Source organism: Salipiger mucosus DSM 16094, from assembly GCF_000442255.1.
GTDB classification, from domain to species: domain Bacteria; phylum Pseudomonadota; class Alphaproteobacteria; order Rhodobacterales; family Rhodobacteraceae; genus Salipiger; species Salipiger mucosus.
Window position 1 is genome coordinate 177987 of sequence record NZ_KE557282.1, and the last position, 21394, is coordinate 199380.

A 21394-nucleotide genomic window follows, 5' to 3' on the forward strand; every position below is an offset into this window, starting at 1 on the left:
CGCGGCACCGCGACACCCGCCGCCGGCACGTGAGAAGCCGGCGGCGGGGTCCTTTCAGCGCAGCAGGTTGAGCGAGGCGAAGTCCGTGTCGAGCTGACCGGCGAGGTCCTCGGCCGAGTCGTAGATCAACTCCAGCGCGTAGTGCGGGTTGTGCACGTGGATGCCGTGATCGGCGTTCACGAATTTCCAGTTGTAGGCGGCTTTCAGAAGGCGCGGGGTCCAGCTTGCGTATTTGATGCGCGACCCGTCGCGTTCGTCGGCCAGCCCGTCGCCATTGGCGTCGGCGAAGAAGTAGGGATAGTGCCCGCCGTCGTAGACGATCGGCGTGCCCGCCACCTCTGCGGCGTAGTCCGAGATCAGCGACATCAGCAGCTCGGAGTTCGCCTCGATGTCGCTGCGGATGCCCTTGGATGTGTTGCCGCTGCCGTCATAGCTCTGGCGCGAGATGCGGATCTCGGCCGGATCGCCGGTCTGGTGGCACATCAGGCAGGTGTCCTGCGTCACCTCGAGGCTGTGCGGATCGTGGCACGAGAGGCAGGTCGAGACCGGCTTGGCGTGCAGGAAGCGGCCCGTGTAGGTCTTGCCCGGATACTGGTAGCCAAGCCCGCCGTAGCCGCCCAGCGAGCTGGCCGCGGCGAGCGCGTAGTGCGGATTGACGAAGCCCAGGTCCTCGTTCGGGGAATCCTCGGGCAGCTCGTCCACAGCCTTCGTCACGGAACTGCCCGCCGCGCGGCCCTGGTGGCAGGTCACGCAGGCCGCTTCGCCGACGATGACGGGGTGATCGACCCCCGAGGACAGCGTGATCTGCTCGACCGCGCCGAGGTTGCGGTTGTGACAGGTCTCGCAGTCGACCACGCCGCCCGTCGGCACGGGCTGTTCGGGCAGGCCCGGGGCGCTGCCGTCGAGGCCGTGGAAGGCGCGGAATCCGGCGCCGGAGTGGCAGGTCGCGCAGACCGGCGGGATGCTGCCCTCCTCGTCCCAGTGCGTGAAGGCCTCGGACGAGGCATCCGAGTGGCCCGAGCGCACCCATGCCGCGATGGCGCGGGCGTTGGGAATGGTGATCTCGTTTGGCGAGAACGGCCCGCTCGGCGGCATCACGAAGGTCGGCAGGCCCTCGACCGAGTCGATGCTGTTCGAGGACTGAGCGGCCGCCGGAGGAGCCGCGGTCAGCCCGATGGTGGTCACCGCCGCGACGGCGAGACCATGAAAGAGGCATGTGACGAAATGGCGAATTCTGGACATGGCGATCTGGCTTGATGAATTGGCTTCACACGATATCGTGATCGTATGGGCGCCTCGTGAGTCTCGCAAGCGTCGTGAGCAAAACGGGCGGCATATCGAGCGGTAGAGGATACACCGTGTCTGCTTTCTGGACGACCGGCCTGCCCCTTCAGGGCCGAGTTGCCGACGCGGCGTCGGCCCCGGAGCGGGTCATCACTGCCGAGGCAACGCTGACGGCCACCGCGCGGGACGATCTGCGCGTCGAACCGCTCGTCTCCGAGGGCGACACCGTGGCGCAGGGCGCGCCACTGCTGCGGCTGCGGCGCGCGCATGGGCTGGTCATCACCGCACCGATGCCGGGACGCATCGCGCATCTCGACCTCGGGCCGGGGCAGCGGCTGGAGCGGATCGAGCTGTTTCACGAGCCGGACGCCGGTCGCCACCGCCACGAGCCGCCCGGTGACGAGACGGACGCCGCCGCCCTGCGCGCCCTGCTGCAGACCAGCGGGCTCTGGCGCAGCCTGCGCTCGCGCCCTTTCGGTCATGTGCCCGCGCCCGACGAGAGGCCTGCGGCGATCTTCGTCATGGCGCTCGACACGCGGCCCGGGGCGCCATCGCCCGCCACGGCCCTCGCGGGCGACGAGGCTGCTTTCGCAAGGGGCCTGCGAGCGCTGGGAGCGCTGGCCTCGGAGGCGGTCTTCCTCTGCCAGGAGCAGGGGGCGGATCTCCTTCCCGCGAGCGAGGCGGTCCAAGGTCTGCGCATCCTCGAGAGCAAGGCGGTGCATCCCTGGGGGCTTGCCGGGCTGCAGATCCATCGCAATTTCCCCGCCGCGCCGGGCCGGCCCGTCTGGGACGTCGCCGCCGAGGACGTGACCGCACTGGGCGAGCTGCTCGGGACCGGTTACCTGCGCGACACGCGACTGGTTTCCGTCACCGGCAGCGCCATGCGCACGCCCGTGCTGGTGCGCTGCCAGCCCTGGGCCGATCTGCGCGGGCTGGCGCAGGGCCACGTCCGGCCCGGTCCGCATGTGATCCTGTCGGGCTCTGCGCTCGACGGCCGCAAGGCCCGCTGGCTGCGGCCGGGCGACCGTCAGGCGGCGGTGCTGACGCCCGAAGACCATGCGCCGGTGGATCACTGGTTCCTGCGGGCCCTGCGCGGCGCCTCGCGCCCGCTGCCGCTCATCCCCAGCGCGGCGCTCGACCGGGCGCTCGGCGGCGAGATCCCGGCGGTGCCGCTGCTGCGCGCGCTTTCGGCGGGCGACGCAGAGGGCTTGATCCGGCTGGGCGCGCTGTCGCTGCTCGCTGAGGATCTCGCCCTGGCCGACTACGTCACCCGCGCCGAGCCGCGGCTCTCGCGAATGCTGGACAGCCTGCTGGAGCGGATCGAGGCGGAGGGCATCGCATGATCCGGGGGCTCTGGGACCGCGAAACCGTCGCCATGATGCTACTGATCGCGATCTTTCCCGTGGTCGCGCTCTGGGTCATGGCCGAGGGGCTGGAGGCCGTCGCGCGGCTGCTCTTCTTCCTCGTGGTCGCGGGCGTCTGGCACGTGATCTGGATGCTGGCGCGGGCGCAGCCGCCCTCGATCGCGGGGGCGATGACGGCCATCTGCCTCGCCATGCTAGCGCCGCGCGAGCTGGGGCTGGTGGCGCTGCTGCTCTCGACCAGCTTCGGCGTGGTCATGGCCGAGCTCGCCTTCGGCGGTTGGGGGCGCAACGTGCTCAACCCGGCGACGGTGACGCTGGCCTTCATGGGCTTCGGCTACCCGGTGGCGCCCTGGCCGGATCTCGCGGTGCAGCTGGGCTGGGCCGCTGCGCCCGCGGCGTTGATCGGCATGGCAACGGGCGTGATCGCGGCGCCGCTGGTGGTTTCGACCGTCTTGGCGCTTGCGGTGGGGGCGGTGCTGGGTGTCGACTATGCCGAGACCGGCACCGCAGTCGCCGTGGTGCTGGTGCTGCTGGTCTGCGATCCCGTGGCCAGCGCCGCGACGCGGCTGGGCCGCTGGCTGAACGGCGCGCTCTTCGGCGCGTTGGCTGCGGCTTTCACGGCACACTGGAGCGGCGCGGCGCCTGTGCAGGCGATGGTCTCGGCGGCGTTGCTCGCCTCGCTCGCCGCGCCGCTGCTCGACGAGCTGTCCATCGCGCTCTGGGTCAGACGACGGAGGAAACGGTTTGGCTGATCTCAACCCGATCTCGGCCTGGCGGCGCCTGCTCGTGCTGCCAAACGAAAGCCGCACCAAGACGCTGTTCGTCGCTTTCCTGACGGCGGTGGTCTGCGCCGTGGTAGTGAGCGCGGCAACGGTGATCCTGCGACCCATCCAGGCGGCCAACCGCGCCGCCGAGGTGCAGGTCCGGCTCGAGGCGCTGCTGACGGCGATCCCGGGCATGGCCGACCTGCTGGACGAGGCCGAGGACGCGACGCTGGTCTCGGTCGTGGTGAACCTCGACACGGGCCACGCGGCAAAGGACGTCACGCCCGAGACGCTCGAGACCGCGCTGCTGGACACGGCGAACTGGACCGCGCTCACGCCCGAGCAGGACCTCGCGGACATCGGCAACCGGCCCGACTTCGTGCGGGTCTACATGTTGCGCGAGGCGGACGAGGTCGAGCTGCTGGTGCTGCCGATCTTCGGCGCGGGCTACAACGGGCGCATCGAGGCGCTGATCGCGCTGCGCGGCGACATGGAAACCATCGCCGGGATGACGGTCACCGACCAGTCCGAGACGCCGGGCCTGGGCGCGCGGATCGAGGAACCGGCATGGCAGGCGGAGTTCGCCGGCACCCGCTATGTCGACGACAGCGGCGAGATGCGCTTTGCGGTCGCGCACGGCCCAAGCACCAGCGACTACGAGGTCGACGGCATCACCGGCGCCACCCGCACGAGCAACGCCATGACGCGGATCGTGCGGTTCTGGCTGGGGCCGACGGGCTACGGCCCGCTGATCGAGTCCGTCCGCGACGGGGAGTTCTGAGCCATGGCCGCCGACCCGCGCCTCCGCTCGGCCCTGATCGCGCCGCTGGTCGCGAAGAACCCGATCACGTTGCAGATCCTCGGCATCTGCTCGGCGCTGGCCGTGACGACCTCGCTCGACACGGCGCTGACCATGGCGGTCTCGCTGACCGTGGTGCTGGTGCTCTCGTCGCTCATCGTCAGCACGATCCGCCGGCATATCCCCGGCACGATCCGGCTGATCGTGCAGATCGTCATCGTCGCCTCGCTGGTGATCGTCATCGACCAGTTCCTGCAGGCCTACTTCTTCGACATCAGCCAGCGGCTGTCGGTCTTCGTGGCGCTCATCACGACCAACTGCCTCGTGCTGGGACGGACCGAGTCCTTCGCCCGCTCCAACCCGCCGCTGGCCTCCATGGCCGACGCGCTGGGCAACGGGCTGGGCTATTCGCTGGTGCTGGTGACGATCGGTGCGATCCGCGAGCTTTTCGGCACGGGCACGCTGCTGGGCCTGCAGGTCTTCGAGACGGTGGACCAGGGCGGCTGGTTCACGCCGCTGAGCCTGATGCTGCTGGCCCCAAGCGCCTTCTTCCTGCTGGGCGGGCTGGTCTGGGCGGTGCGCAGCCTGTTGCCCGAGCAGGCCGAGGCCCGCGAGACGACCCCGCCCGAGGTCGAGGAGGCGCGCCCGTGAGCGATCTGGCGGCCCTCTTCTTCCGTGCGATGTTCGTCGAGAACATGCCGCTGAGCTTCTTCCTGGGGCTCTGCACCTTTCTCGCGCTGTCGAAGCGGCCGGAGACGGCGGTGGGGCTGGGGGTCGCCATGATCGGGGTGATGGGCGCCACGGTGCCGCTCAACCAGGTGATCTACACCGGGCTGCTCGCCCCCGGCGCCTGGGCCTGGGCCGGGCGGCCGGACATCGACCTGTCCTACCTGTCGCTGCTGGCCTTCATAGGGCTCATCGCGGCCTTCGTGCAGCTGCTCGAAATGCTGCTCGAGCGCTTCTTTCCGGCGATCCATGCCGCCTTCGGGGTCTTCCTGCCGCTGCTGACCGTGCAATGCGCGATCCTGGGCGGGAGCCTCTTCATGGTCGAACGCCGCTACGACCTGCCGGAGGCGGTGGTCTTCGGCCTGGGCAGCGGCGCGGGATTTGCCATCGCGGTGGTGATGCTGGCCGCGATCCGGTCGCGGCTGGCCTATGCCGACATGCCCGCCGGGCTGCGCGGACTGGGCATCACCTTCATCCTCGCGGGGATGATGTCGATGGGCTTTTCCTCGTTCGGACAGATGGTGGCGCCATGATCGAGATCGCGCTGGGGTCCATCATCGTCGTCGCGCTGCTCGTGGCTCTGAGCCTGATGTTGCTGGTCGCGCGGCAGCGGCTGGTGCCGCAGGGGGCCGTCGTCGTGACCGTCAACGAGGGCCGCCAGATCAGTGCCCGGCGCGGCGAGACGCTGCTCTCGGTCCTGCATGGCGCGGGCATCGGCATCCCGGCGGGCTGCGGCGGCAGCGGCACCTGCGGGCTTTGCCGCGTCACCGCCGAGGGCGTGGGGGCGGGCGAGCCGCAGGCGACGGAAAAGGCCGTGGTCTCGGCTGCCGAGCGGCGCAGCCACGTGCGTCTCGCCTGCCAGGTCACGCTGCGCGGGCCGGTCGAGGTCTCGCTGCCGACCGACCTGCTCTCGGTCGAGACCATGGCCTGCACCGTGGTCTCGAACCGAATGGTGGCGCCGCTCATCCGCGAGCTCGTGGTCGATCTGCCCGAGGAGCAGGACATGGATTTCCGCGCGGGCAGCTTCATGCAGATCACCGTGCCGCCCTACGAGCTGGACTTCCGCGACATCGAGGTTCCCGAGGCCTTTGCCGAGACATGGACCGACGCCGGCTGGCGGATGATGAAGGCGCGCGCGACAAAATCGGTGACGCGCGCCTATTCCATCGCCAACCGCCCCGAGGACGCCGGGCGTGCGGTCTTCAACATCCGCCTCGCCGCACCGCCGCCGGGGCGCGAGCACGAGGTGCCGCCGGGGCTGGTCTCCTCCTACCTGTTCGGGCTCTCGGCGGGCGACCGGCTGGACCTTTCGGGTCCCTTCGGCGACTTCCGCGTGCAGCCGACCGAGCGCGAGATGGTCTTCATCGGCGGCGGCGTGGGCATGGCGCCGCTGCGGGCGATGATCCACGAGCAGATCGCGCTGGGGACGACGCGGCGCATGTCCTACTTCTACGGCGCGCGCTCGGGGATCGACCTGTTCTATACCGAGGAATTCGACGCCATCGCCGCGGCGCATCCCAACTTCACCTGGACGCCCGCACTGTCGGATCCCGCGCCGGGCGACCGCTGGACGGGGGCCACGGGCTTCATCCACGAGACGGTGCGCGCGGCGCTCTCGAAGCACCCGGCGCCCGAGGACTGCGAATACTACCTCTGCGGCCCGCCGATGATGATCTCGGCGGTGCTCGCGATGCTGGACAGGCTGGGCGTCGAGCGCCAGTCGATCTTCAACGACGATTTCGGAGCATGAGCCATGGCACAGGCTGGATCTCACCCCGATAGACGCCGCGTCCTGCTGGGCGGCTGCGCCGCGCTGGCTTCCGGCCTCGGCGCGCCGCTGATCGCGGGGGCGCCGGCCACGGAAACGCTGCGCGGCCGGGCTTTCGGGACCGACTGGTCGGTGAGCCTGCCAGGGGGGGCGGCCCGTCCGGGGCTGGGGCGGCAATTGTCGGCGCTGCTGGCTGGGATCGACCGCGAGATGTCGCCCTGGCGGGCGGACAGCACGCTGAGCGCGCTCAACCGTGCCGGGGCAGGGGCGCAGGGGATCGGCCCGGAGCTTGCCACCGTGACCGGCGCCGCGCTGAGCCTGGCCGAGACGACCGGCGGGCTCTTCGATCCGACCCTCGGGCCGGCTGTGGCCCGCTGGGGCTTCGGGCCCATCGACACGGCGGCCGAAACGGGCTGGCGCGGCCTGTTGCTGGACGGCGAGGACCTGCACAAGGCCGAGGGCGCACTGACGCTCGACCTCTGCGGCATCGCCAAGGGGCGCGCGCTGGACCGCATGGGCGCGCATCTGGCGGCCGAGGGGGCGGAGGCGCATTTCATCGCCTTCGGCGGCGAGGTGCTGGCGGCGGGCCGTCACCCATCCGGCCGGGCCTGGCGCGTGGGTGTCGAGCAGCCGCTGCCCGGAGACGCAGGGCTTTACGGCCGGGTCGCGCTGGCCGATGCGGCCATCGCCACCTCGGGGATCAAGGCGAACAGCTACCTCCTGGGCGCGCGGCGCTACAGCCATATCATCGACAGTGGCACCCTGCGTCCCGTGGCGGGTGATCTGCTCTCGGTCTCGGTGCGTGCGCGCACCGCGATGGAGGCCGACGGCTGGGCGACCGCGCTGATGGCCGCAGGAGACGGCGGGCCGGGGGTGGCGCGGCAGAACGGGGTGGATGCGCTGTTTCTCTTCGGCGGCGCGGGTGCCCTGCGCGCCGAGGTGGCCGGGCGCTTCGCGCTCGAGCGGGGGTAGGCGGATGGAGCTGCTCCTGGGCATCGGCATCGTGCTGCTCGCCGTCGGCGGGCTCTGCGCCGGGCTGCTGCTGACCGGCCGCCCGCCGCGAACCGCCTGCGACGGGATCGCCTGCGTCGGCGGCGGGCGCTGCGACGCCTGCCCGAAGCGCGCGGCAGCAAGGGAGCGGAGCGATGACTGACGCCGGCACCATCGAGCCCTACATGCGCACCGAGTTCCTGCGCCTGCACCCCGACACGGTGATCCGCCGCGCCATCGCCGAACTGCTGGCGAGCGGCGAGTCCGCCGCGCCCGTGGTCGACGACTCGGGGCACCTGGTCGGGATCTTCACGCAGAAGGACTGCTTCGCCCCGGCGCTGCAATCGGCCTACTACCAGAGCTGGCCCGACACCGTCGCGCGCTTCATGACCGCCGAGGTGCGGACGCTCGACGCGCATTGCGGGCTGATCGCGGCGGCCGAGATCTTTCATGGCGAGCCCTTCCGGGCCTTCCCGGTGACGCAGGGCGGCAGCCTCGTCGGCATGCTCAGCCGCGCCGACCTGCTCGCCGCGTTCATCGCCTTCGGGTAGCGCCAGAGCGGCCGGTTGCCTTGCCCCGATGGCCGCGCGGCATAGACTTGACCCATGGGCAAGGCATCCGACGACGACGACAAACTCTCGCGCTACCGCGACAAGCGGGATTTCTCGCGCAGCTCCGAGCCGCGCGGCAGCGCGGGTGGCGGGTCGAACCGCCCGCTTTTCGTGATCCAGAAGCACGACGCCAGCAGCCTGCACTACGATGTCCGGCTCGAGGTGGACGGCGTGCTCAGGAGCTGGGCGGTGCCCAAGGGCCCGTCCACCGACCCGCGCGAAAAGCGCCTCGCGATCGCGACCGAAGACCATCCGCTCGACTACGCCGACTTCGAGGGGGTCATCCCCGAAAGCGACTACGGCGGCGGCACGGTGCTGATCTGGGATCGCGGCCCCTACGAGAACATCACCGAGAAGGAGGACGGCCTGCGCCCGATGTCAGAGGCTTTGGAGGCCGGGCACGCGCTGGTGTGGCTCGAGGGCGAGAAGCTTTCGGGTGGCTATGCCTTCCAGCGGATCGATGACGAGAAGGACCAGTGGCTCATGGTCAAGATGGACGACGAGGCGGCCGATGCCCGGCGCAACCCTGTCTCGACCGAACCGCTGTCTGCCGTCTCTGGCCGCGACCTGGACGAGATCGCGAAGGAGGAGGGATCATGAGCGGCACGGGCATCGAGGCAGTGGACGCATTGCCGAAAAGCGGGCATCCCGACTGGATGTCGCCGATGCTGGCGGTGCTGACCGACGACCGTTTTTCCGATCCGGACTGGGTCTTCGAGCGCAAGCTCGACGGTGAGCGGCTGCTGATCTTCCGCGACGGCGACCGCCTGCGGCTGATGACGCGCAACCGGAACGTGGTGAACGACACCTACCCGGAACTGGCCGAGGCGCTGGCCGGCCAGCCGGCGCAGGAACTCGTGGCCGATGGCGAGGTCGTGGCCTTCGACGGCGCGGTGAGCAGCTTTTCGCGGCTGCAGGGGCGGATGCACGTCAAGGATCCCGCCAAGGCACGCGAGAGCGGCATCGCGGTCTATCTCTACCTTTTCGATCTGCTGCGCCTCGACGGGCACGACCTGGCAGGCCTGCCGTTGCGGGACCGCAAGGCGACGCTGCGCCGCGCGCTTCGGTTCGAGGATCCGCTGCGCTACACGCCCCACCGCAACGCCGATGGCGAGGCTTTTTTCAAAGAGGCCTGCGGCAAGGGCTGGGAGGGGCTGATCGCCAAGGATGCCGGAGCGGGCTACACCCACGGCCGCTCGCGCGACTGGCTCAAGTTCAAGTGCGGCAAAGGGCAGGAACTGGTGATCGGCGGCTTCACCGCGCCCGAGGGCACGCGGAAGGGCTTCGGCGCGCTGCTGCTGGGCTACTACGAGGACAGCGCGCTACGCTACGCGGGCAAGGTGGGCACCGGTTTCGACGACGCCTTTCTCGAGAGCTTCCGCGAGACGCTGGAGGCGCGGCGGCGCGAGACCTCGCCCTTCGACGAGCCGGTGGACGAGGCGGCGACCTGGGTCGAGCCTGACCAGGTGGCCGAGATCGGCTTCACCGAGTGGACGGGCGCCGGCAAGCTGCGCCATCCGCGGTTCCTCGGCTTGCGGCGCGACAAGCCCGCCAGTGAGGTGCGGCGCGAACGGGCGGAGGGATCATGAGCGGAACGATCGTCAGCGCGGGCGGGCGGAATATCGAGGTCTCGCACCCCGACAAGGTGCTTTTCCCCGACGACGGGATCACCAAGCTGGACCTCGCGCAGTACTGCGCCCGCATTGCCGAGACCGCGCTGCCGCACTACCGCGACCGGCCGCTGACCATGCAGCGCTTTCCCGACGGTATCGGCGAGGACGGCTTTTTCCAGAAGAACGTGCCGGACCATTTCCCCGACTGGATCAAGCGGGTCGAGCTGCCGAAGGAGGGCGGCACCGTCACGCATGTCCTTGCAAACGAAGCCGCGACGCTGGTCTATCTCGCCGACCAGGGCTGCATCACGCCGCATCTTGCGCTGTCGCGTGCCGACCGGCCGGGCTACCCGGACCGGATGGTCTTCGATCTCGACCCCTCCGACGACGACTTCGGCAAGGTGCAGGAGGTCGCCCGCGCGGTGAAGGCGGCGCTCGACGCGCGGGATCTGCCCAGCTTCGTCGCCACCACCGGCTCGCGCGGGTTTCACATCGTGCTGTCGCTGGATGCCTCGGCCGAGATCGACGCGCTGCGGCCCTTCGCTCGCGGTCTTGCCGCCGAGGTGGCCGAGGCGCATCCGAAGCTCGCCACCGTCGAGCAGCGCAAGGCGCAGCGCGGCGACCGCGTGCTGGCGGACACCTTCCGCACGGCCTATGCGCAGACCGCCGTGGCGCCCTACGCGGTGCGGGCCCGGCCCGGCGCCCCGGTCGCGACGCCGCTGCGCTGGGACGAGGCCTTCGGCTCGGACATGGCGCCCGACCGCTACACCGTCGCGACGATCTTTCGCCGGCTCGCGCAGGTCGAGGACCCCTGGGCCGGGATCGACGCCGAGCCGCTGGAGGCGGCCCGGCTTGCGGAGTAGGGCGTAGGGCTCAGCGTTTGAGGTTCTCGACGATGAGGGCGATGCCCTGGCCGCCGCCGATGCACATTGTGGCAAGGCCGTAGCGGCCGCCGGTGCGCTCGAGCTCGTGGAGCAGCTTGGTCAGGATGATCGCGCCCGAGGCGCCGATCGGGTGGCCCATCGCGATGGCGCCGCCGTTGGGGTTCACCTTCGCCGGGTCCAGCCCGAGCTGTTTCGTCACCGCGCAGGCCTGCGCGGCGAAGGCCTCGTTGCTCTCGATCACGTCGAGGTCCGAGACAGACAGCCCCGCGCGCTCGAGCGCCTGCCGGGTGGCGGGCACGGGGCCGAGGCCCATGACCTCGGGGGCGACGCCGCCGAGGCCCGAGGCGACGATGCGGGCCATGGGCGCGAGGCCCTGCGCCGCGGCCTTGTCGGCGCTCGCGAGCACCAGCGCGGCGGCGCCGTCGTTGATGCCGCTGGCGTTGCCCGCGGTCACCGAGCCGTCCTTGCGGAAGGCCGGGCGCAGGCCCGCGAGACCCTCGGCGGTGGCGTCGGCGCGGACCATCTCGTCGCGCGCGAAGTCTTCCGTCTTGCGGCCTTTGCGCACCTCGATTGGCAGGATCTGGCTGTCGAAACGGCCCTCGGCCTGGGCCCTGGCCGCGCGCTGGTGCGAGGCGGCGGCCATCTCGTCCTGGGCCTCGCGGGAGATGCCGTCGCGCTCGGCCACGTTCTCGGCGGTGATGCCCATGTGGCCGTTGCCGAAGGGATCGCTGAGCGCGCCGATCATCATGTCGACGGCCTTGACGTCGCCCATCTTGGCCCCGAAGCGCGCCGAGAGCAGGTGGCCCGCGCGGCTCATGCTCTCGGCGCCGCCGGCGAGCGCGGCCTCGCAGTGGCCCAGTATGATCGCCTCGCTGGCCGAGACCACCGCCTGCAGCCCGCTGCCGCAGAGCCGGTTGAGCGTGAGCGCGGGGCTGGTCTCGGGCACGCCCGCGCCGATGGCGGTGACGCGCGAGAGGTACATGTCGCGCGGCTCGGTATGGATGACGTTGCCCATCACGGTCTGGCCGATCTCGGCGCCCTCGATCCCTGCGCGCGAGATCGCCTCGCCCGCGATGCCGGTGGCGAGGTCGCAGGGCGCGATGCCGGCGAGCGAGCCTCCGAATGTGCCGATCGCGCTGCGGACCGCGCTCAGGATCACGATGTCTTTGGTCATGGGGTCCTCCGGGTGTCGCCGCGGCCGTCCCGCCGCGGGGCTTTGTCGTCTCTGCGCCGTCCCTGTCGGCAGGCCAGCGCCGTTCCACTCGGACCTGAATGTCCGCTCTTCACGCGGCGGGCGCAAGCGCGACGCCGCGACGCCGCGGCCCGGGGTCGCGGCAGGTTTCATGCAGCCTGTTCATGAGTGCCTGCAATATGGCGCCGGTAGTCTCGCCCGGGGCCTGATCCTAGATATCGCCCATGACGGATCGGAACGGGCCCCAGGGGGCCGGATCCGGACCCCACGGCTCTTCGGAGCCGAGAACGCAAAGGAGAGACCAATGATCCTGCAAGAAACCTATACCCTCCCCAATGGCGTGGCGATCCCGAAGCTGGGCCTTGGCACCTGGATGATCGACGACGACAAGGTCGCCGAAGCCGTGGTCGAGGCCGTGAAGCTCGGCTATCGCCACATCGACACCGCGCAGGCCTACGGCAACGAGCGCGGCGTCGGCGAAGGCGTCCGCAACTGCGGCGTGGCGCGTGACGAGCTCTTCGTGCAGACCAAGCTCGACGCCGGCATCAAGAGCTACGACGAGGCCAAGGCGGCCATCCAAGGGTCGCTCGAGACCATGGGGCTGGACTACATCGACCTGATGATCATCCACAGCCCGCAGCCCTGGGAGCACTTCGACACGAACGAGCGCTTCTTCGAGGGCAACCTCGAGGCATGGCGCGCCCTGGAAGATGCCTATGAGGCCGGTGTCGTCCGTTCGATCGGCGTGTCGAACTTCGAGATGCAGGACCTTGCCAACCTGATCGAGAACGCGAAGGTCAAGCCGATGGTGGATCAGATCCTGGCCCACGTCAGCAACACGCCCTTCGCGCTGATCGACTACATCAAGGAGCAGGGCCTGCTGGCCGAGGCCTATTCGCCCATCGGTCACGGCAAGATCCTCGACAACCCCGAGATCGCGGCGATCGCCGAGAAGTACGGCGTGAGCGTCCCGCAGCTGAGCATCCGCTACGTGCTGCAGCTGGGCCTCGCAGCGCTGCCCAAGACCGGCAACCCGGCGCATATGAAGTCCAACGCGGACGTCGACTTCGAGATCTCCGAGGCCGACATGGAGGCGCTCAAGAACGTCGAGACCATCAAGGACTACGGCGACGCGAGCGTCTTCCCGGTCTACGCAAAGCAGGCCTGAGACGATATCGCCCGGCCTCTCGCCGCCACAGGCGGCGGGCCGGCGCATTGGCAGGGAACAGGCCGCGGACGGTGTTCGCGGCCTTTTTCGTGTCTGCTCCGGGGAAGAACGGGTCAAGAGCGGGGCGCGGATCAGAGCGCCTTGCCCGTTCCCTCCTCGAGCCAGCGGCATGCGTCCGGGTCGGGCACCAGCTCGGCCAGCCGCCTCCGGTAGGCCGCGAGGTCGGCCTCGGCGAGGCTGCCTTCCCAGTTGCCGGTGCCCCCGGTGGCGAAGAAGGCCGCATCGTCTTTCCAGAAACCGGTGCCGCCGACGGGGGCGTATCGGTCGGCCCGGACGCGCATCCGGGTGATGTCGCTGGCCCGGGCGACCGCATCGACAAGCGCCGCGCCGGCCTCGATCCGCGCGCGCTCCGCGAGGTGGCGCAGCGTGGCGCGCGGATCGCGGATCATGTCGGCGTAGTGCATCAGCACGAGGCCGGGCACACGGCCCGAGCAGGCGGTCTGCCGGTAGTGATGGGCGATGGTCGCGAGCGAGTCGTTGTCGAAGGCGTCGCGGTCCATGGGCGCCGCGAGGAAGGCGGCGAGCGCCTCGGGGAGAGGCGCCTTCATCGGGTGTGTATCGTCGACGTGCCGGTTGGCGATGTGCTTGCGCAGCGAGAAGAAGATGTCGAGCGGGTGCCGGTAGACCGCGACGACGGTGACCCCGTCCCGGATCGGAAAGCCGTCCGCGGGGGTATGAGTCTTCAGCACGCGGCGGCCGGGCAGGGCCGCGATGGTCCGGGCGACCTCGTCCGCCCCGACGCCGAGGTCGGCGTCCACCCAGGGCGAAATCGCGCCGAGCGTGTCCGGCAGCTCCGGGCCGCCGTTCAGGAGCATCGCCAGCATGGTCTGGGTCCAGGTCGTGCCGCTCTTGGGCGGTGTGCAGACCAGGATGTCGCCCTCGCGCGGGTGCCAGGTCTCCCAGCGCTCGGGCGTCGTCAGCGCGCCCCGGTAGGTCGTCGCGGCGGGTGCGATGTCGTGGACCATGATGACGCCTCTTGCGGTTGCCCGGGAGTATCGCGGGCCGGGCGGGATGGCGTCAACCACCGACCGGCGAGACCGAGATCGGATGCCGGCGGGGTCGGGTAAGATTTTGATTTGAAAGGGGTCCGGAGGCAGGTGCCGCGCTGCCGGCGCATGACCCCGCCCGGGACGGGCGGGGTCGGGGGCGGGCCGGGTCAGGCGCCGCCGAAGTCGTGGCGCGAGAGCGGCAGGCTGCGCACGCGCTGGCCGGTCAGACGTGCGACCGCGTTGACGATCGAGGGGCCGACGGCCGGCAGGCCGGGCTCGCCCACGCCGCCCATGGGGGCGCCGCTCTCGACGATCTCGACCTGCACCTCGGGCATCTGGTCCGGCCGCAGGATCGAGTAGCGGTCGAAGTTGCGCGCGGTGGGCTCGCCGTTCTCGTAGGTCAGTTCCTCGACCAGCGTCTGCGAGACGCCGAGGGCCACGGCCGACTGCACCTGCGCCTCGACGATGGCCGGGTTCACGATCTGGCCAGGGTCGATGGCGACCCAGACGCGGTGCACGTGCACCTCGCCGCCGTCGACCGAGACCTCGGAGATCGCCGCCGCCTCGGAGCCGAAGGGCGAGGCCATGGCCACGCCGCGCGCCCGCTGGCTGCCGTCCTCGGCCGCGTAGGGGCCGGGCTGCCAGCCGCCGGACAGCGTGCCGACCGCCTCGAGCAGGGTGCTCAGCCGTTCGTTGCCCGAGAGCAGCGCGCGGCGCATCTCGAAGGGGTCCTGCTGCGCGGCCTCGGCCATCTCGTCGAGGAAACCCTCGTACATGAAGTCATGCATCGAGTGGCCCACGGCGCGCCAGTAGCCGATCACCGCCGGGTTGGGGTGAAAGACCTGCCCGATCAAGGTGTTCGGGATGGCATAGCTCTTGCCCGAGATGCCCTCGGTCGCCGAGGCGTCCTGCCCGGCGGGCGCGTCGTACCAGCGGCCGGTGGGGCCTTCGCCGACGACCTCGGCCGAAAGCGCGACGGGCCCGTCGGGGCCCACGGCGCCGCGGAAGCGGGCAAGGCCCAGCGGGCGCGGGGCGTCGCGCAGGAAGTCCTCCTCGCGGGTCCAGATCAGCTTGACCGGCCGGCCGACCGCCTTGGCAAGCTGGATCGCCTGCGGGAAGGGATTGGCCGTGGCATAGAGGAAGTGCCGCCCGAAGAAGCCGCCCAGCATCTGCGAGTGGATGTTGACCTGGTCGCGCTCGAGGCCTGCGACCTGCGCCGCCGTGCCCTGGTACATCTCTGGGGCCTGGCAGGTGGTCCAGACGTCGAGCGTGCCGTCCTCGTTGAAGCGCGCGGTGGCCGACGGCGGCTCGATCTGGCCGTGCACGAGGAAGGGCGCGTCGTAGGTGGCCTCGATCACGGTCTCGGCGGACTGCAGCGCAGCCTCGGCGTCTCCGGTGGATTCGACCTCGGCGAGGTCGCCCTGCGTGGCGGCCAGCGTCTCGCGGAAGGCGTCCGACGAGAAGTCGGCGGGCATCGGGTATTGCGCCTCGCCCTCGGTCCACTCGATCTGCGCTTCCTGTACCGCTCGTACGGCTTGCCAGTACTTTTCGGCCACGACCGCGACGGCACCGTCCAGCAGGTGCACCGAGTCGACGCCGCGCATGGCCTCGATCTCGGCCTGGTTGCTCACCGAGGCGGGCGCGAGGCCGAGGCGCGGGGCGTGCCGCACCGCTGCGAGGAGCATGCCCTCGACCTCGAAGTCGATCGAGTACTTGGCCTGGCCGGTCGACTTGTCGCGCACGTCGATGCGCGGGACCGGGGTGCGGATCCAGCGGAAGTCGGCGGGATCGCGCAGGGGCACGTCGGCGGGCACCGGCAGGTCCATCGCGGCCTTGGCGAGCATGCCGTAGGGCGCGCTGCGGCCGGTGGCCGGGTGCAGGACGACGCCGGGCTCGGTGGTCAGCTCGGAGGCGGGCACGTCCCAGTCGCGGGCGGCGGCCTCGATCAGCATGGCGCGGGCCGAGGCGCCGAGCTGGCGCATCAGGTTGTAGGAGGTCCGCGTCGAGGCGCTGCCGCCGGTCAGGCGGAAGCCGCCCATCACGTCGTAGGGCGGGCCGGCGGGCGCGATCTCGACCGAGAAGTTCTCGGGCGCGAGGTCGAGCTCTTCACCCACGGTCTGGGCGAAGGTGGTGTAGATGCCCTGGCCGCCCTCGATGAAGGGGCTGAGCAGTTTCGCGGTGCCGTCGTCGTGCAACTCGAGAAAGGCGGGCACGGCCGGGCCGGAGGCGGCCTCGCCGTCCTGCTGCGCGCGGCCGGGCCGCACGGGCAGGGTGGTCGAGAGGACCAGCGCGCCGGCGCCGCGCAGGAAGCCCCGGCGCGAGACGTTGACGGGGGTGCGGGAGAGTTTCTGCATCAGGGTCATGGATCAGGCCTCCGAGGCATCGCGCACCGCGGCGCGGATCTTGTTGTAGGTGCCGCAGCGGCAGAGGTTCACCATCGCGTACTCGATGTCCTCGTCGCTGGGGTTCGGCGTGTCGGTCAGCAGCGCCGTGGCCGAGAGCACCTGGCCCGACTGGCAGTAGCCGCATTGCGGGACCTGGTTGGCGACCCAGGCCTCGACGACGCGGCGGCCGGTCTCGGTCTCCTCGACGGTCTCGATGGTGCGGATCTCGGTGCCGGTGACGCTGTCCGCCGGGGTCTGGCAGGAGCGCGTGGGCACGCCGTCGACCAGCACCGTGCAGGCGCCGCACTGGGCGATGCCGCAGCCGAATTTCGTGCCGGTCAGGCCCAGTTCCTCGCGGATCACCCACAGAAGCGGGGTATCGGGTTCGACGTCGACGTCCTGCGTCGTTCCATTGATGTTAAGCTGCATGGTCTGCTCCTTGTCGGACAGGGTCTGTGTGGCTGTTGCGGGGTCGCGGCCGCTGCCTCGGGAAACCGGCGGGCCTGCGTCATGGGGTCGAGTATCGGCATGGGGGAGGCCGATTCATAGGGTCAGTTCCAGATAGGTTTCATGATCGGGTTTCATGAATGGCGCGTCATGGACGGGTGGGCGCGTGCCCCCGGCTGCCGCGTGAGAGCAGCAGCATGGCGGCGAGGCCGAGCAGGCTGAGCGCGGTCGAGGCGACGACGGCCTGGTGCCAGCCGGCGAAGAAGCCGTCGCCCGGGGCGCGGGCGATCAGCACGGAGACTAGGGCGATCCCCAGCGCCGAGCCGGTGTAACGCGCGGTGTTGTTGGCGGCCGAGCCCATGGCCGCGCGTTCGGGCGGCACGGTCTGGACCGCCTCGTGTCCCAGCGCGGCGTTCAGGACGCCGTTTGAGAGACCGGCAACGAGCAGCCCGGGCAGCACCGCCGCCCAGCCCGCGCCCGCGTCGGCCCGCAGCATGAGGGCCTGCCCCGCCGCGCAGCCGCAGATCGAGACGAGGATGCGCGTGCGGGACGAGAGGGCGTCGGGCAGGCGGCCGGCGCCGAGGGCCGAGAGCACGGTCAGGCCGGACCAGGCCAGCAGGATGACGGCCGCGCCCAGCGGAGAGAGGCCCAGGCCGCGCACCAGCACGGTGGGCACCATCGACATGAGCGCCAGCACCCCTGCGCCCGAGGCGAAGGCCGCGAGCGTCGCGCCCGAGAAGTCCGCGTGCCGGAAGAGGTCCAGCGGCAGAATCGGGTTCGGGCTTCGGGCCTCCTGTCGGAGGAAGACCGCGAGGAGCAGGACGGCGGCGGCGAGGAGGCCGGCCACGAGGCCGGGGCCGCCCACGCGGACCTCGATCAGTGCCGAGAGCAGGCAGCCCAGCCCGGTGATGAGCAGCAGGCTGCCCGGAACGTCGATGCGCTGGCCGGTGCGGGGGCTTTCGGGCAGCCGTGCGGTGGCGGCGAGCGCGAGCGCGGCCGAGACCGGGGTGAGGAGCCAGTGGATGCCCTGCCAGCCCGCAAGCGGCAGCATGCCCGACGCGATGAGCGGGCCGGCGGCGACGCCGCCGCCGAGGGCCGCCGCCCAGATCGCCGAGGCGCGGCGCCGGGCGGGCCCGGAGTAGACCTGTCCCAGCAGGCCCAGTCCGCAGGCCATGATTCCGGCGCTGGCCAGCCACTGCAGGATACGCGCGGCGACGAGGATCAGCCCGTCGGGCGAGAGCGCCGCCAGCACCGAGGAAAGCGCCGCAAGCCAGAGCCCGCCCACGAAGGTGCGGCGGCGGCCGAGCGTGTCGCCGAGGGCGCCGGCGGTGAGCAGCCCGCAGGCGGAGCCCAGCGGCGTGCCGCTCATGACCCAGGCCTGAAGGGCGGGGCCGAGCCCCAGCCCCGCGGTCATCGGCTCGAGCGTCGTGAGCGGCGCCGTGAAGATCACCAGCGCGAGGCAGGTAGCCGCCGCGACGATGGCCAGCGGCATCGGCGAGGGCGCGCGCTCAGGCATCGGCGGTCGTCTCGTTCGCGCGTCGCAGGCTGTGGCGCATCCAGACGGTGCCGCAGTCGAGCGTCTCGACCGAGAGCAGGTCGAGACGGCGCGCCGGGATCGTCGCGCCGTGGTCGTAGATCGCGGCGACGCCGCCCTGGCCGTCGACGACCGGGAAGACCAGCGTGCTGGCCTGGTCGATGACGCCCGCCGCGAGGAAGGCGCCGTTGATCTGCCCGCCGCCTTCCAGAAGGAGGCGCCAGGTGCCGAAGGCCGCCGCGATGCGGGCGAGCGCCGGGGCGATGGCCATGCCGTCGGGGCCGCCGAAGACGACCGAGACGCCGCGCGCGGCGAGTTGGTCGACATGCGCCTCGGGGGTCGTCTCTGGCAGGACGAGGACGAGGTGATCGCCCTCGATCTCGCCGTTTTCGGGACGCAGCCGGGCGGCACGGTCGAAGCAGATGGCGAGCGGCCGGCCCGGCGCGCCCGCGATGCGGTCCGCGCGCTCGCGCGCGGGCTCGGCGGGCTGCGGCTCGCCCGAGGGGAGGAAGTCGGCCATTGTGTTGCGCCCGACGATCCAGCCGTCGGCCCCGAGCCGGTCGGCGGTGCCCTCGTAGACTTCGAGCAGCTCGTCCGGCGCGGCGGGCCAGCGCTGGGTAAGGAGCCGTCCGTCGAGCGAGGTGATCATGTGGCAGATGATTTCGGGGCGCTGTGTCATGGGGGCCTTCGGGGCGGGCGTTGTGTCGGGGGAGGGTGCAGGCCCCTGGCCTGCGCCGCCTCGCTACCGCGGGGCGGGCGGCGGCGGAATGCCCCGGTCTCGGCATCCACTCATGAACGGGCGTCATGAGCGCGCCGGTCGGGGGGCTGGCGGGCCCCGCGCCGTGATCCGGCGCGGGGCGGGGGCCGGTCAGCCGTTGTAGTCTTCGTCCGAGACCTTTTCCATCCAGGTGACGGGGGTGCCGTCGATGCTCTCCTGGATGGCCATGTGGCTCATCGCGGTGTCGGGCGCGGCGCCGTGCCAGTGCTTTTCACCGGCCGGGAACCAGACGATGTCGCCCTGGCTGATCTCCTCGACCGGGCCGCCCAGGCGCTGGACGCGGCCGCGGCCGAAGGTGACGATGAGCGTCTGGCCCGCCGGGTGCGTGTGCCAGGCGGTGCGGGCGCCGGGTTCGAAGGTGACATGGGCGCCGCTGGTGCGGCCCGGTTCCTCGGCGGCGAACATCGGGTCGATGCGCACGGTGCCGGTGAAGTAGTCCTCGGGACCGGGGCCCGAGGGATTGGTGCCTGCGCGGGTGATCTTCATGGTGGGTCTCCTTCTGCCTGCCGCGCGTCTTAGCGCAGCTTGTCGAAACGGTAGGTGAGGGCGGGGCCGCCGGGCTGGACGTAGGCCAGTTCCACGGTGGCCATCGCGAAGGGCTCGACGTAGCGGCCGTTGCGCAGGCCGCCGCACTCGAGCGGCTCGAAGCCGATGTCGCGGATGAGCCCGCCCGCGATCTCCTTGGCGCCGGCGTCGTCGCCGTAGGTCAGCACCTGCGGCGCCGGGGACTGTCCCTTGCGGGCGAAGACCGGTGCGAAGCTTTCCGAAGGCGTGGTGTTGAAGCACGAGACCCAGCGTGCGCCGGGGCGCTTGCGGGCCAGTTCCTCGGCGCCCGAGGAGGTGGTGCCGACCACGAGGTCGCGGTCCTGCGCGTCGAGCGGGACGCAGCAATTGAGCACGACGCGGCCGTCGAGATCGCCGGCCTGCTCGAGCACGTCGTCGACGCGCGACCAGTGGACGGCGAGCAGCAGGGCGTCGGCGCCTTCGACCGCCGCTGCGACGGAGCCGGCGGTGCCGCCGCTTTCGCGGGCGAGGCGGTCGAGCTTCGATGCGCTGCGGGAGTAGGAGAAGGTGACGTCGTGACCGCAGGCGGCCCAGTGGCTTCCGAGCTTGCCGCCCATGAGGCCCGATCCGAGAATGCCGATCTTCATCTGTCTCTCCTTGTCGTCGCCGGCCGGGGCGCGTGCCCGGCCGGGGTGGTGCCAGTCGTGCGGCGGGCGCGGGCGCCCGCCGGGGTGCCGCGCGGCTTACTCGCCGGCGCGGCTTTCGAAGACGTCCTTCGCGACCGGCATGGCCGAGAAGACCTTGGGCCAGCCGGCGTAGAAGGCGAGGTGCGAGAGCATCGCGCCGGCCTCTTCCTGGCTCAGGCCGTTGTCCATCGCGCGGTTGAGGTGGAAGGTCATCTGCTCGGGCTGGCCGCCGGCGATGAGGCCGGCCACCGTCACGAGGCTGCGGTCGCGCGGCTCGAGCGCGGGGCGGCGCCAGAGGTCGAGGAAGAGCATCTGCTCGGTGTTGTCGACGACGCCCTGGCTGACGTTGCCGTAGGTGCTCTGCACGAACTCCTGGCGGCTGGCCTCGGCTTCCTCGTCGTAGTCCAGCAGCTCGGGATCGGTGGCGGGCAGCTGGTCCTCGGTGATGCCGCGCTCTTCGTAGACGGGGGCCATGGCCTCGGCGGCGGCGGTCGCGTTGCCCCAGCCGGTGTAGAAGGCGAGATGGGTGATGGTCTCGGACAGCTCGGCAGGGGTCACGCCGGCGTCGAGTGCGAGTTCGACGTAGGGGCCGAGGTTCTCGGTCTCGTGCCGGGTCATCAGCGCGGCGAAGGTCACGAGCGCGCGGTCGCGCATCGAGAGCGCCTCGTCCTCCCAGACCGAGCCGACAAGGCCGTCGGTGGAGTAGGATTCGAGAGCGGGCGCGACCTGGCCGATTGCGGAGGGCAGGGTTTCGGAGGCGTCCTGCGCCGAGGCGGCGCTTGCGGTGAGGGCGAGAGCGGATGCGGCGAGATGCTTTTTCACGAGAGTCTCCATTTGCTGTCTTCGCCC

Annotated in this window: 23 protein-coding genes; 13 read left to right on the forward strand and 10 right to left on the reverse strand. The window is 71.1% G+C overall.

Annotated features, from left to right (window positions below; all coding sequences use genetic code 11):
• Positions 1–54: 54 nt before the first annotated feature.
• Positions 55–1242, reverse strand: a complete 1188-nt coding sequence (locus tag SALMUC_RS22270; protein ID WP_020039383.1) for a hypothetical protein — start codon at positions 1240–1242, stop codon at positions 55–57.
• Positions 1243–1358: 116 nt separating this feature from the next.
• On the opposite strand from SALMUC_RS22270, the gene SALMUC_RS22275 reads away from it, so the two are divergent.
• From SALMUC_RS22275 to ligD (SALMUC_RS22325), 12 genes are read left to right on the forward strand one after another with little or no spacing between them, the layout of a single operon-like run.
• A complete protein-coding gene (locus SALMUC_RS22275; protein ID WP_020039384.1) occupies positions 1359–2627 on the forward strand; it encodes a hypothetical protein in 1269 nt (422 codons plus the stop codon).
• Positions 2624–3400 (forward strand): RnfABCDGE type electron transport complex subunit D, encoded by a 777-nt coding sequence (locus SALMUC_RS22280; RefSeq protein WP_020039385.1) that lies wholly within the window; start codon positions 2624–2626, stop codon positions 3398–3400. Before SALMUC_RS22275 ends, SALMUC_RS22280 begins: the two co-directional genes overlap by 4 nt.
• Positions 3393–4193, forward strand: coding sequence for an FMN-binding protein (locus SALMUC_RS22285; protein ID WP_020039386.1), 801 nt, complete (start codon positions 3393–3395; stop codon positions 4191–4193). The genes SALMUC_RS22280 and SALMUC_RS22285 overlap by 8 nt, the downstream gene beginning before the upstream one ends.
• A 3-nt stretch (positions 4194–4196) precedes the next feature.
• Positions 4197–4862, forward strand: coding sequence for an NADH:ubiquinone reductase (Na(+)-transporting) subunit D (locus SALMUC_RS22290; protein ID WP_021120829.1), 666 nt, complete (start codon positions 4197–4199; stop codon positions 4860–4862).
• Positions 4859–5470: an NADH:ubiquinone reductase (Na(+)-transporting) subunit E gene (gene nqrE / locus SALMUC_RS22295; RefSeq protein WP_020039388.1), complete on the forward strand. Its 612-nt coding sequence runs from the start codon at positions 4859–4861 to the stop codon at positions 5468–5470. Before SALMUC_RS22290 ends, nqrE begins: the two co-directional genes overlap by 4 nt.
• Positions 5467–6687, forward strand: a complete 1221-nt coding sequence (gene nqrF / locus SALMUC_RS22300; protein ID WP_020039389.1) for an NADH:ubiquinone reductase (Na(+)-transporting) subunit F — start codon at positions 5467–5469, stop codon at positions 6685–6687. The genes nqrE and nqrF overlap by 4 nt, the downstream gene beginning before the upstream one ends.
• A 3-nt stretch (positions 6688–6690) precedes the next feature.
• A complete protein-coding gene (locus SALMUC_RS22305; RefSeq protein WP_020039390.1) occupies positions 6691–7677 on the forward strand; it encodes an FAD:protein FMN transferase in 987 nt (328 codons plus the stop codon).
• 4 nt (positions 7678–7681) lie between these two features.
• Complete coding sequence (locus SALMUC_RS30655) at positions 7682–7858, forward strand: hypothetical protein (protein ID WP_020039391.1); 177 nt, start codon at positions 7682–7684, stop codon at positions 7856–7858.
• On the forward strand, positions 7851–8246 hold the full coding sequence (locus SALMUC_RS22310) for a CBS domain-containing protein (protein WP_020039392.1): 396 nt from the start codon (positions 7851–7853) through the stop codon (positions 8244–8246). The genes SALMUC_RS30655 and SALMUC_RS22310 overlap by 8 nt, the downstream gene beginning before the upstream one ends.
• 54 nt (positions 8247–8300) lie before the next feature.
• The gene (locus SALMUC_RS22315) at positions 8301–8906 is read left to right on the forward strand and encodes a DNA polymerase ligase N-terminal domain-containing protein (protein WP_020039393.1); all 606 of its coding nucleotides are present in this window, start codon (positions 8301–8303) and stop codon (positions 8904–8906) included.
• A complete protein-coding gene (ligD, locus tag SALMUC_RS22320; protein ID WP_020039394.1) occupies positions 8903–9895 on the forward strand; it encodes a non-homologous end-joining DNA ligase in 993 nt (330 codons plus the stop codon). Before SALMUC_RS22315 ends, ligD (SALMUC_RS22320) begins: the two co-directional genes overlap by 4 nt.
• Entirely contained in the window at positions 9892–10782 is an 891-nt protein-coding gene (ligD, locus tag SALMUC_RS22325; protein ID WP_020039395.1) for a non-homologous end-joining DNA ligase, read from the forward strand. Before ligD (SALMUC_RS22320) ends, ligD (SALMUC_RS22325) begins: the two co-directional genes overlap by 4 nt.
• Positions 10783–10792: 10 nt before the next feature.
• Here ligD (SALMUC_RS22325) and bktB read toward each other — a convergent pair whose 3' ends face one another.
• A complete protein-coding gene (gene bktB / locus SALMUC_RS22330) occupies positions 10793–11977 on the reverse strand; it encodes a beta-ketothiolase BktB (protein WP_020039396.1) in 1185 nt (394 codons plus the stop codon).
• 322 nt (positions 11978–12299) lie between these two features.
• On the opposite strand from bktB, the gene SALMUC_RS22335 reads away from it, so the two are divergent.
• Positions 12300–13163, forward strand: a complete 864-nt coding sequence (locus SALMUC_RS22335; RefSeq protein ID WP_020039397.1) for an aldo/keto reductase — start codon at positions 12300–12302, stop codon at positions 13161–13163.
• A 131-nt stretch (positions 13164–13294) separates the two neighbouring features.
• On the opposite strand, the gene SALMUC_RS22340 is transcribed toward SALMUC_RS22335, so the two are convergent.
• From SALMUC_RS22340 to SALMUC_RS22375, 8 genes are all read right to left on the reverse strand, one after another.
• Complete coding sequence (locus tag SALMUC_RS22340) at positions 13295–14188, reverse strand: sulfotransferase domain-containing protein (RefSeq protein WP_020039398.1); 894 nt, start codon at positions 14186–14188, stop codon at positions 13295–13297.
• 191 nt (positions 14189–14379) lie between these two features.
• Positions 14380–16575: a xanthine dehydrogenase family protein molybdopterin-binding subunit gene (locus SALMUC_RS22345; protein ID WP_020039399.1), complete on the reverse strand. Its 2196-nt coding sequence runs from the start codon at positions 16573–16575 to the stop codon at positions 14380–14382.
• A gap of 3 nt (positions 16576–16578) precedes the next feature.
• Positions 16579–17025, reverse strand: a complete 447-nt coding sequence (locus SALMUC_RS22350) for a (2Fe-2S)-binding protein (protein ID WP_020039400.1) — start codon at positions 17023–17025, stop codon at positions 16579–16581.
• Between the two features lie 166 nt (positions 17026–17191).
• The gene (locus tag SALMUC_RS22355) at positions 17192–18559 is read right to left on the reverse strand and encodes an MFS transporter (RefSeq protein WP_020039401.1); all 1368 of its coding nucleotides are present in this window, start codon (positions 18557–18559) and stop codon (positions 17192–17194) included.
• Complete coding sequence (locus SALMUC_RS22360) at positions 18552–19256, reverse strand: dihydrofolate reductase family protein (protein ID WP_020039402.1); 705 nt, start codon at positions 19254–19256, stop codon at positions 18552–18554. The genes SALMUC_RS22355 and SALMUC_RS22360 overlap by 8 nt, the downstream gene beginning before the upstream one ends.
• Before the next feature lie 189 nt (positions 19257–19445).
• On the reverse strand, positions 19446–19841 hold the full coding sequence (locus SALMUC_RS22365) for a (R)-mandelonitrile lyase (RefSeq protein WP_020039403.1): 396 nt from the start codon (positions 19839–19841) through the stop codon (positions 19446–19448).
• Between the two features lie 29 nt (positions 19842–19870).
• Positions 19871–20506 carry an NADPH-dependent F420 reductase gene (locus SALMUC_RS22370; protein WP_020039404.1) on the reverse strand — a complete coding sequence of 212 codons (636 nt, stop codon included), beginning with the start codon at positions 20504–20506 and terminating at the stop codon, positions 19871–19873.
• Between the two features lie 96 nt (positions 20507–20602).
• Positions 20603–21367, reverse strand: a complete 765-nt coding sequence (locus SALMUC_RS22375) for a carboxymuconolactone decarboxylase family protein (protein ID WP_156883618.1) — start codon at positions 21365–21367, stop codon at positions 20603–20605.
• Positions 21368–21394 lie beyond the last annotated feature (27 nt).

Coding starts and splice junctions, on each gene's coding strand:
- nqrF (WP_020039389.1), top strand. CDS start 5,467: ATGATCGAGATCGCGCTGGGGTCCATCATCGTCGTCGCGCTGCTCGTG.
- ligD (WP_020039395.1), top strand. CDS start 9,892: ATGAGCGGAACGATCGTCAGCGCGGGCGGGCGGAATATCGAGGTCTCG.
- SALMUC_RS22360 (WP_020039402.1), bottom strand. CDS start 19,256: ATGACACAGCGCCCCGAAATCATCTGCCACATGATCACCTCGCTCGAC.
- SALMUC_RS22290 (WP_021120829.1), top strand. CDS start 4,197: ATGGCCGCCGACCCGCGCCTCCGCTCGGCCCTGATCGCGCCGCTGGTC.
- SALMUC_RS22315 (WP_020039393.1), top strand. CDS start 8,301: ATGGGCAAGGCATCCGACGACGACGACAAACTCTCGCGCTACCGCGAC.
- SALMUC_RS22370 (WP_020039404.1), bottom strand. CDS start 20,506: ATGAAGATCGGCATTCTCGGATCGGGCCTCATGGGCGGCAAGCTCGGA.
- SALMUC_RS22365 (WP_020039403.1), bottom strand. CDS start 19,841: ATGAAGATCACCCGCGCAGGCACCAATCCCTCGGGCCCCGGTCCCGAG.
- bktB (WP_020039396.1), bottom strand. CDS start 11,977: ATGACCAAAGACATCGTGATCCTGAGCGCGGTCCGCAGCGCGATCGGC.
- SALMUC_RS22335 (WP_020039397.1), top strand. CDS start 12,300: ATGATCCTGCAAGAAACCTATACCCTCCCCAATGGCGTGGCGATCCCG.
- SALMUC_RS22355 (WP_020039401.1), bottom strand. CDS start 18,559: ATGCCTGAGCGCGCGCCCTCGCCGATGCCGCTGGCCATCGTCGCGGCG.
- SALMUC_RS30655 (WP_020039391.1), top strand. CDS start 7,682: ATGGAGCTGCTCCTGGGCATCGGCATCGTGCTGCTCGCCGTCGGCGGG.
- SALMUC_RS22350 (WP_020039400.1), bottom strand. CDS start 17,025: ATGCAGCTTAACATCAATGGAACGACGCAGGACGTCGACGTCGAACCC.
- ligD (WP_020039394.1), top strand. CDS start 8,903: ATGAGCGGCACGGGCATCGAGGCAGTGGACGCATTGCCGAAAAGCGGG.
- SALMUC_RS22270 (WP_020039383.1), bottom strand. CDS start 1,242: ATGTCCAGAATTCGCCATTTCGTCACATGCCTCTTTCATGGTCTCGCC.
- SALMUC_RS22345 (WP_020039399.1), bottom strand. CDS start 16,575: ATGACCCTGATGCAGAAACTCTCCCGCACCCCCGTCAACGTCTCGCGC.
- SALMUC_RS22310 (WP_020039392.1), top strand. CDS start 7,851: ATGACTGACGCCGGCACCATCGAGCCCTACATGCGCACCGAGTTCCTG.
- SALMUC_RS22340 (WP_020039398.1), bottom strand. CDS start 14,188: ATGGTCCACGACATCGCACCCGCCGCGACGACCTACCGGGGCGCGCTG.
- SALMUC_RS22280 (WP_020039385.1), top strand. CDS start 2,624: ATGATCCGGGGGCTCTGGGACCGCGAAACCGTCGCCATGATGCTACTG.
- SALMUC_RS22305 (WP_020039390.1), top strand. CDS start 6,691: ATGGCACAGGCTGGATCTCACCCCGATAGACGCCGCGTCCTGCTGGGC.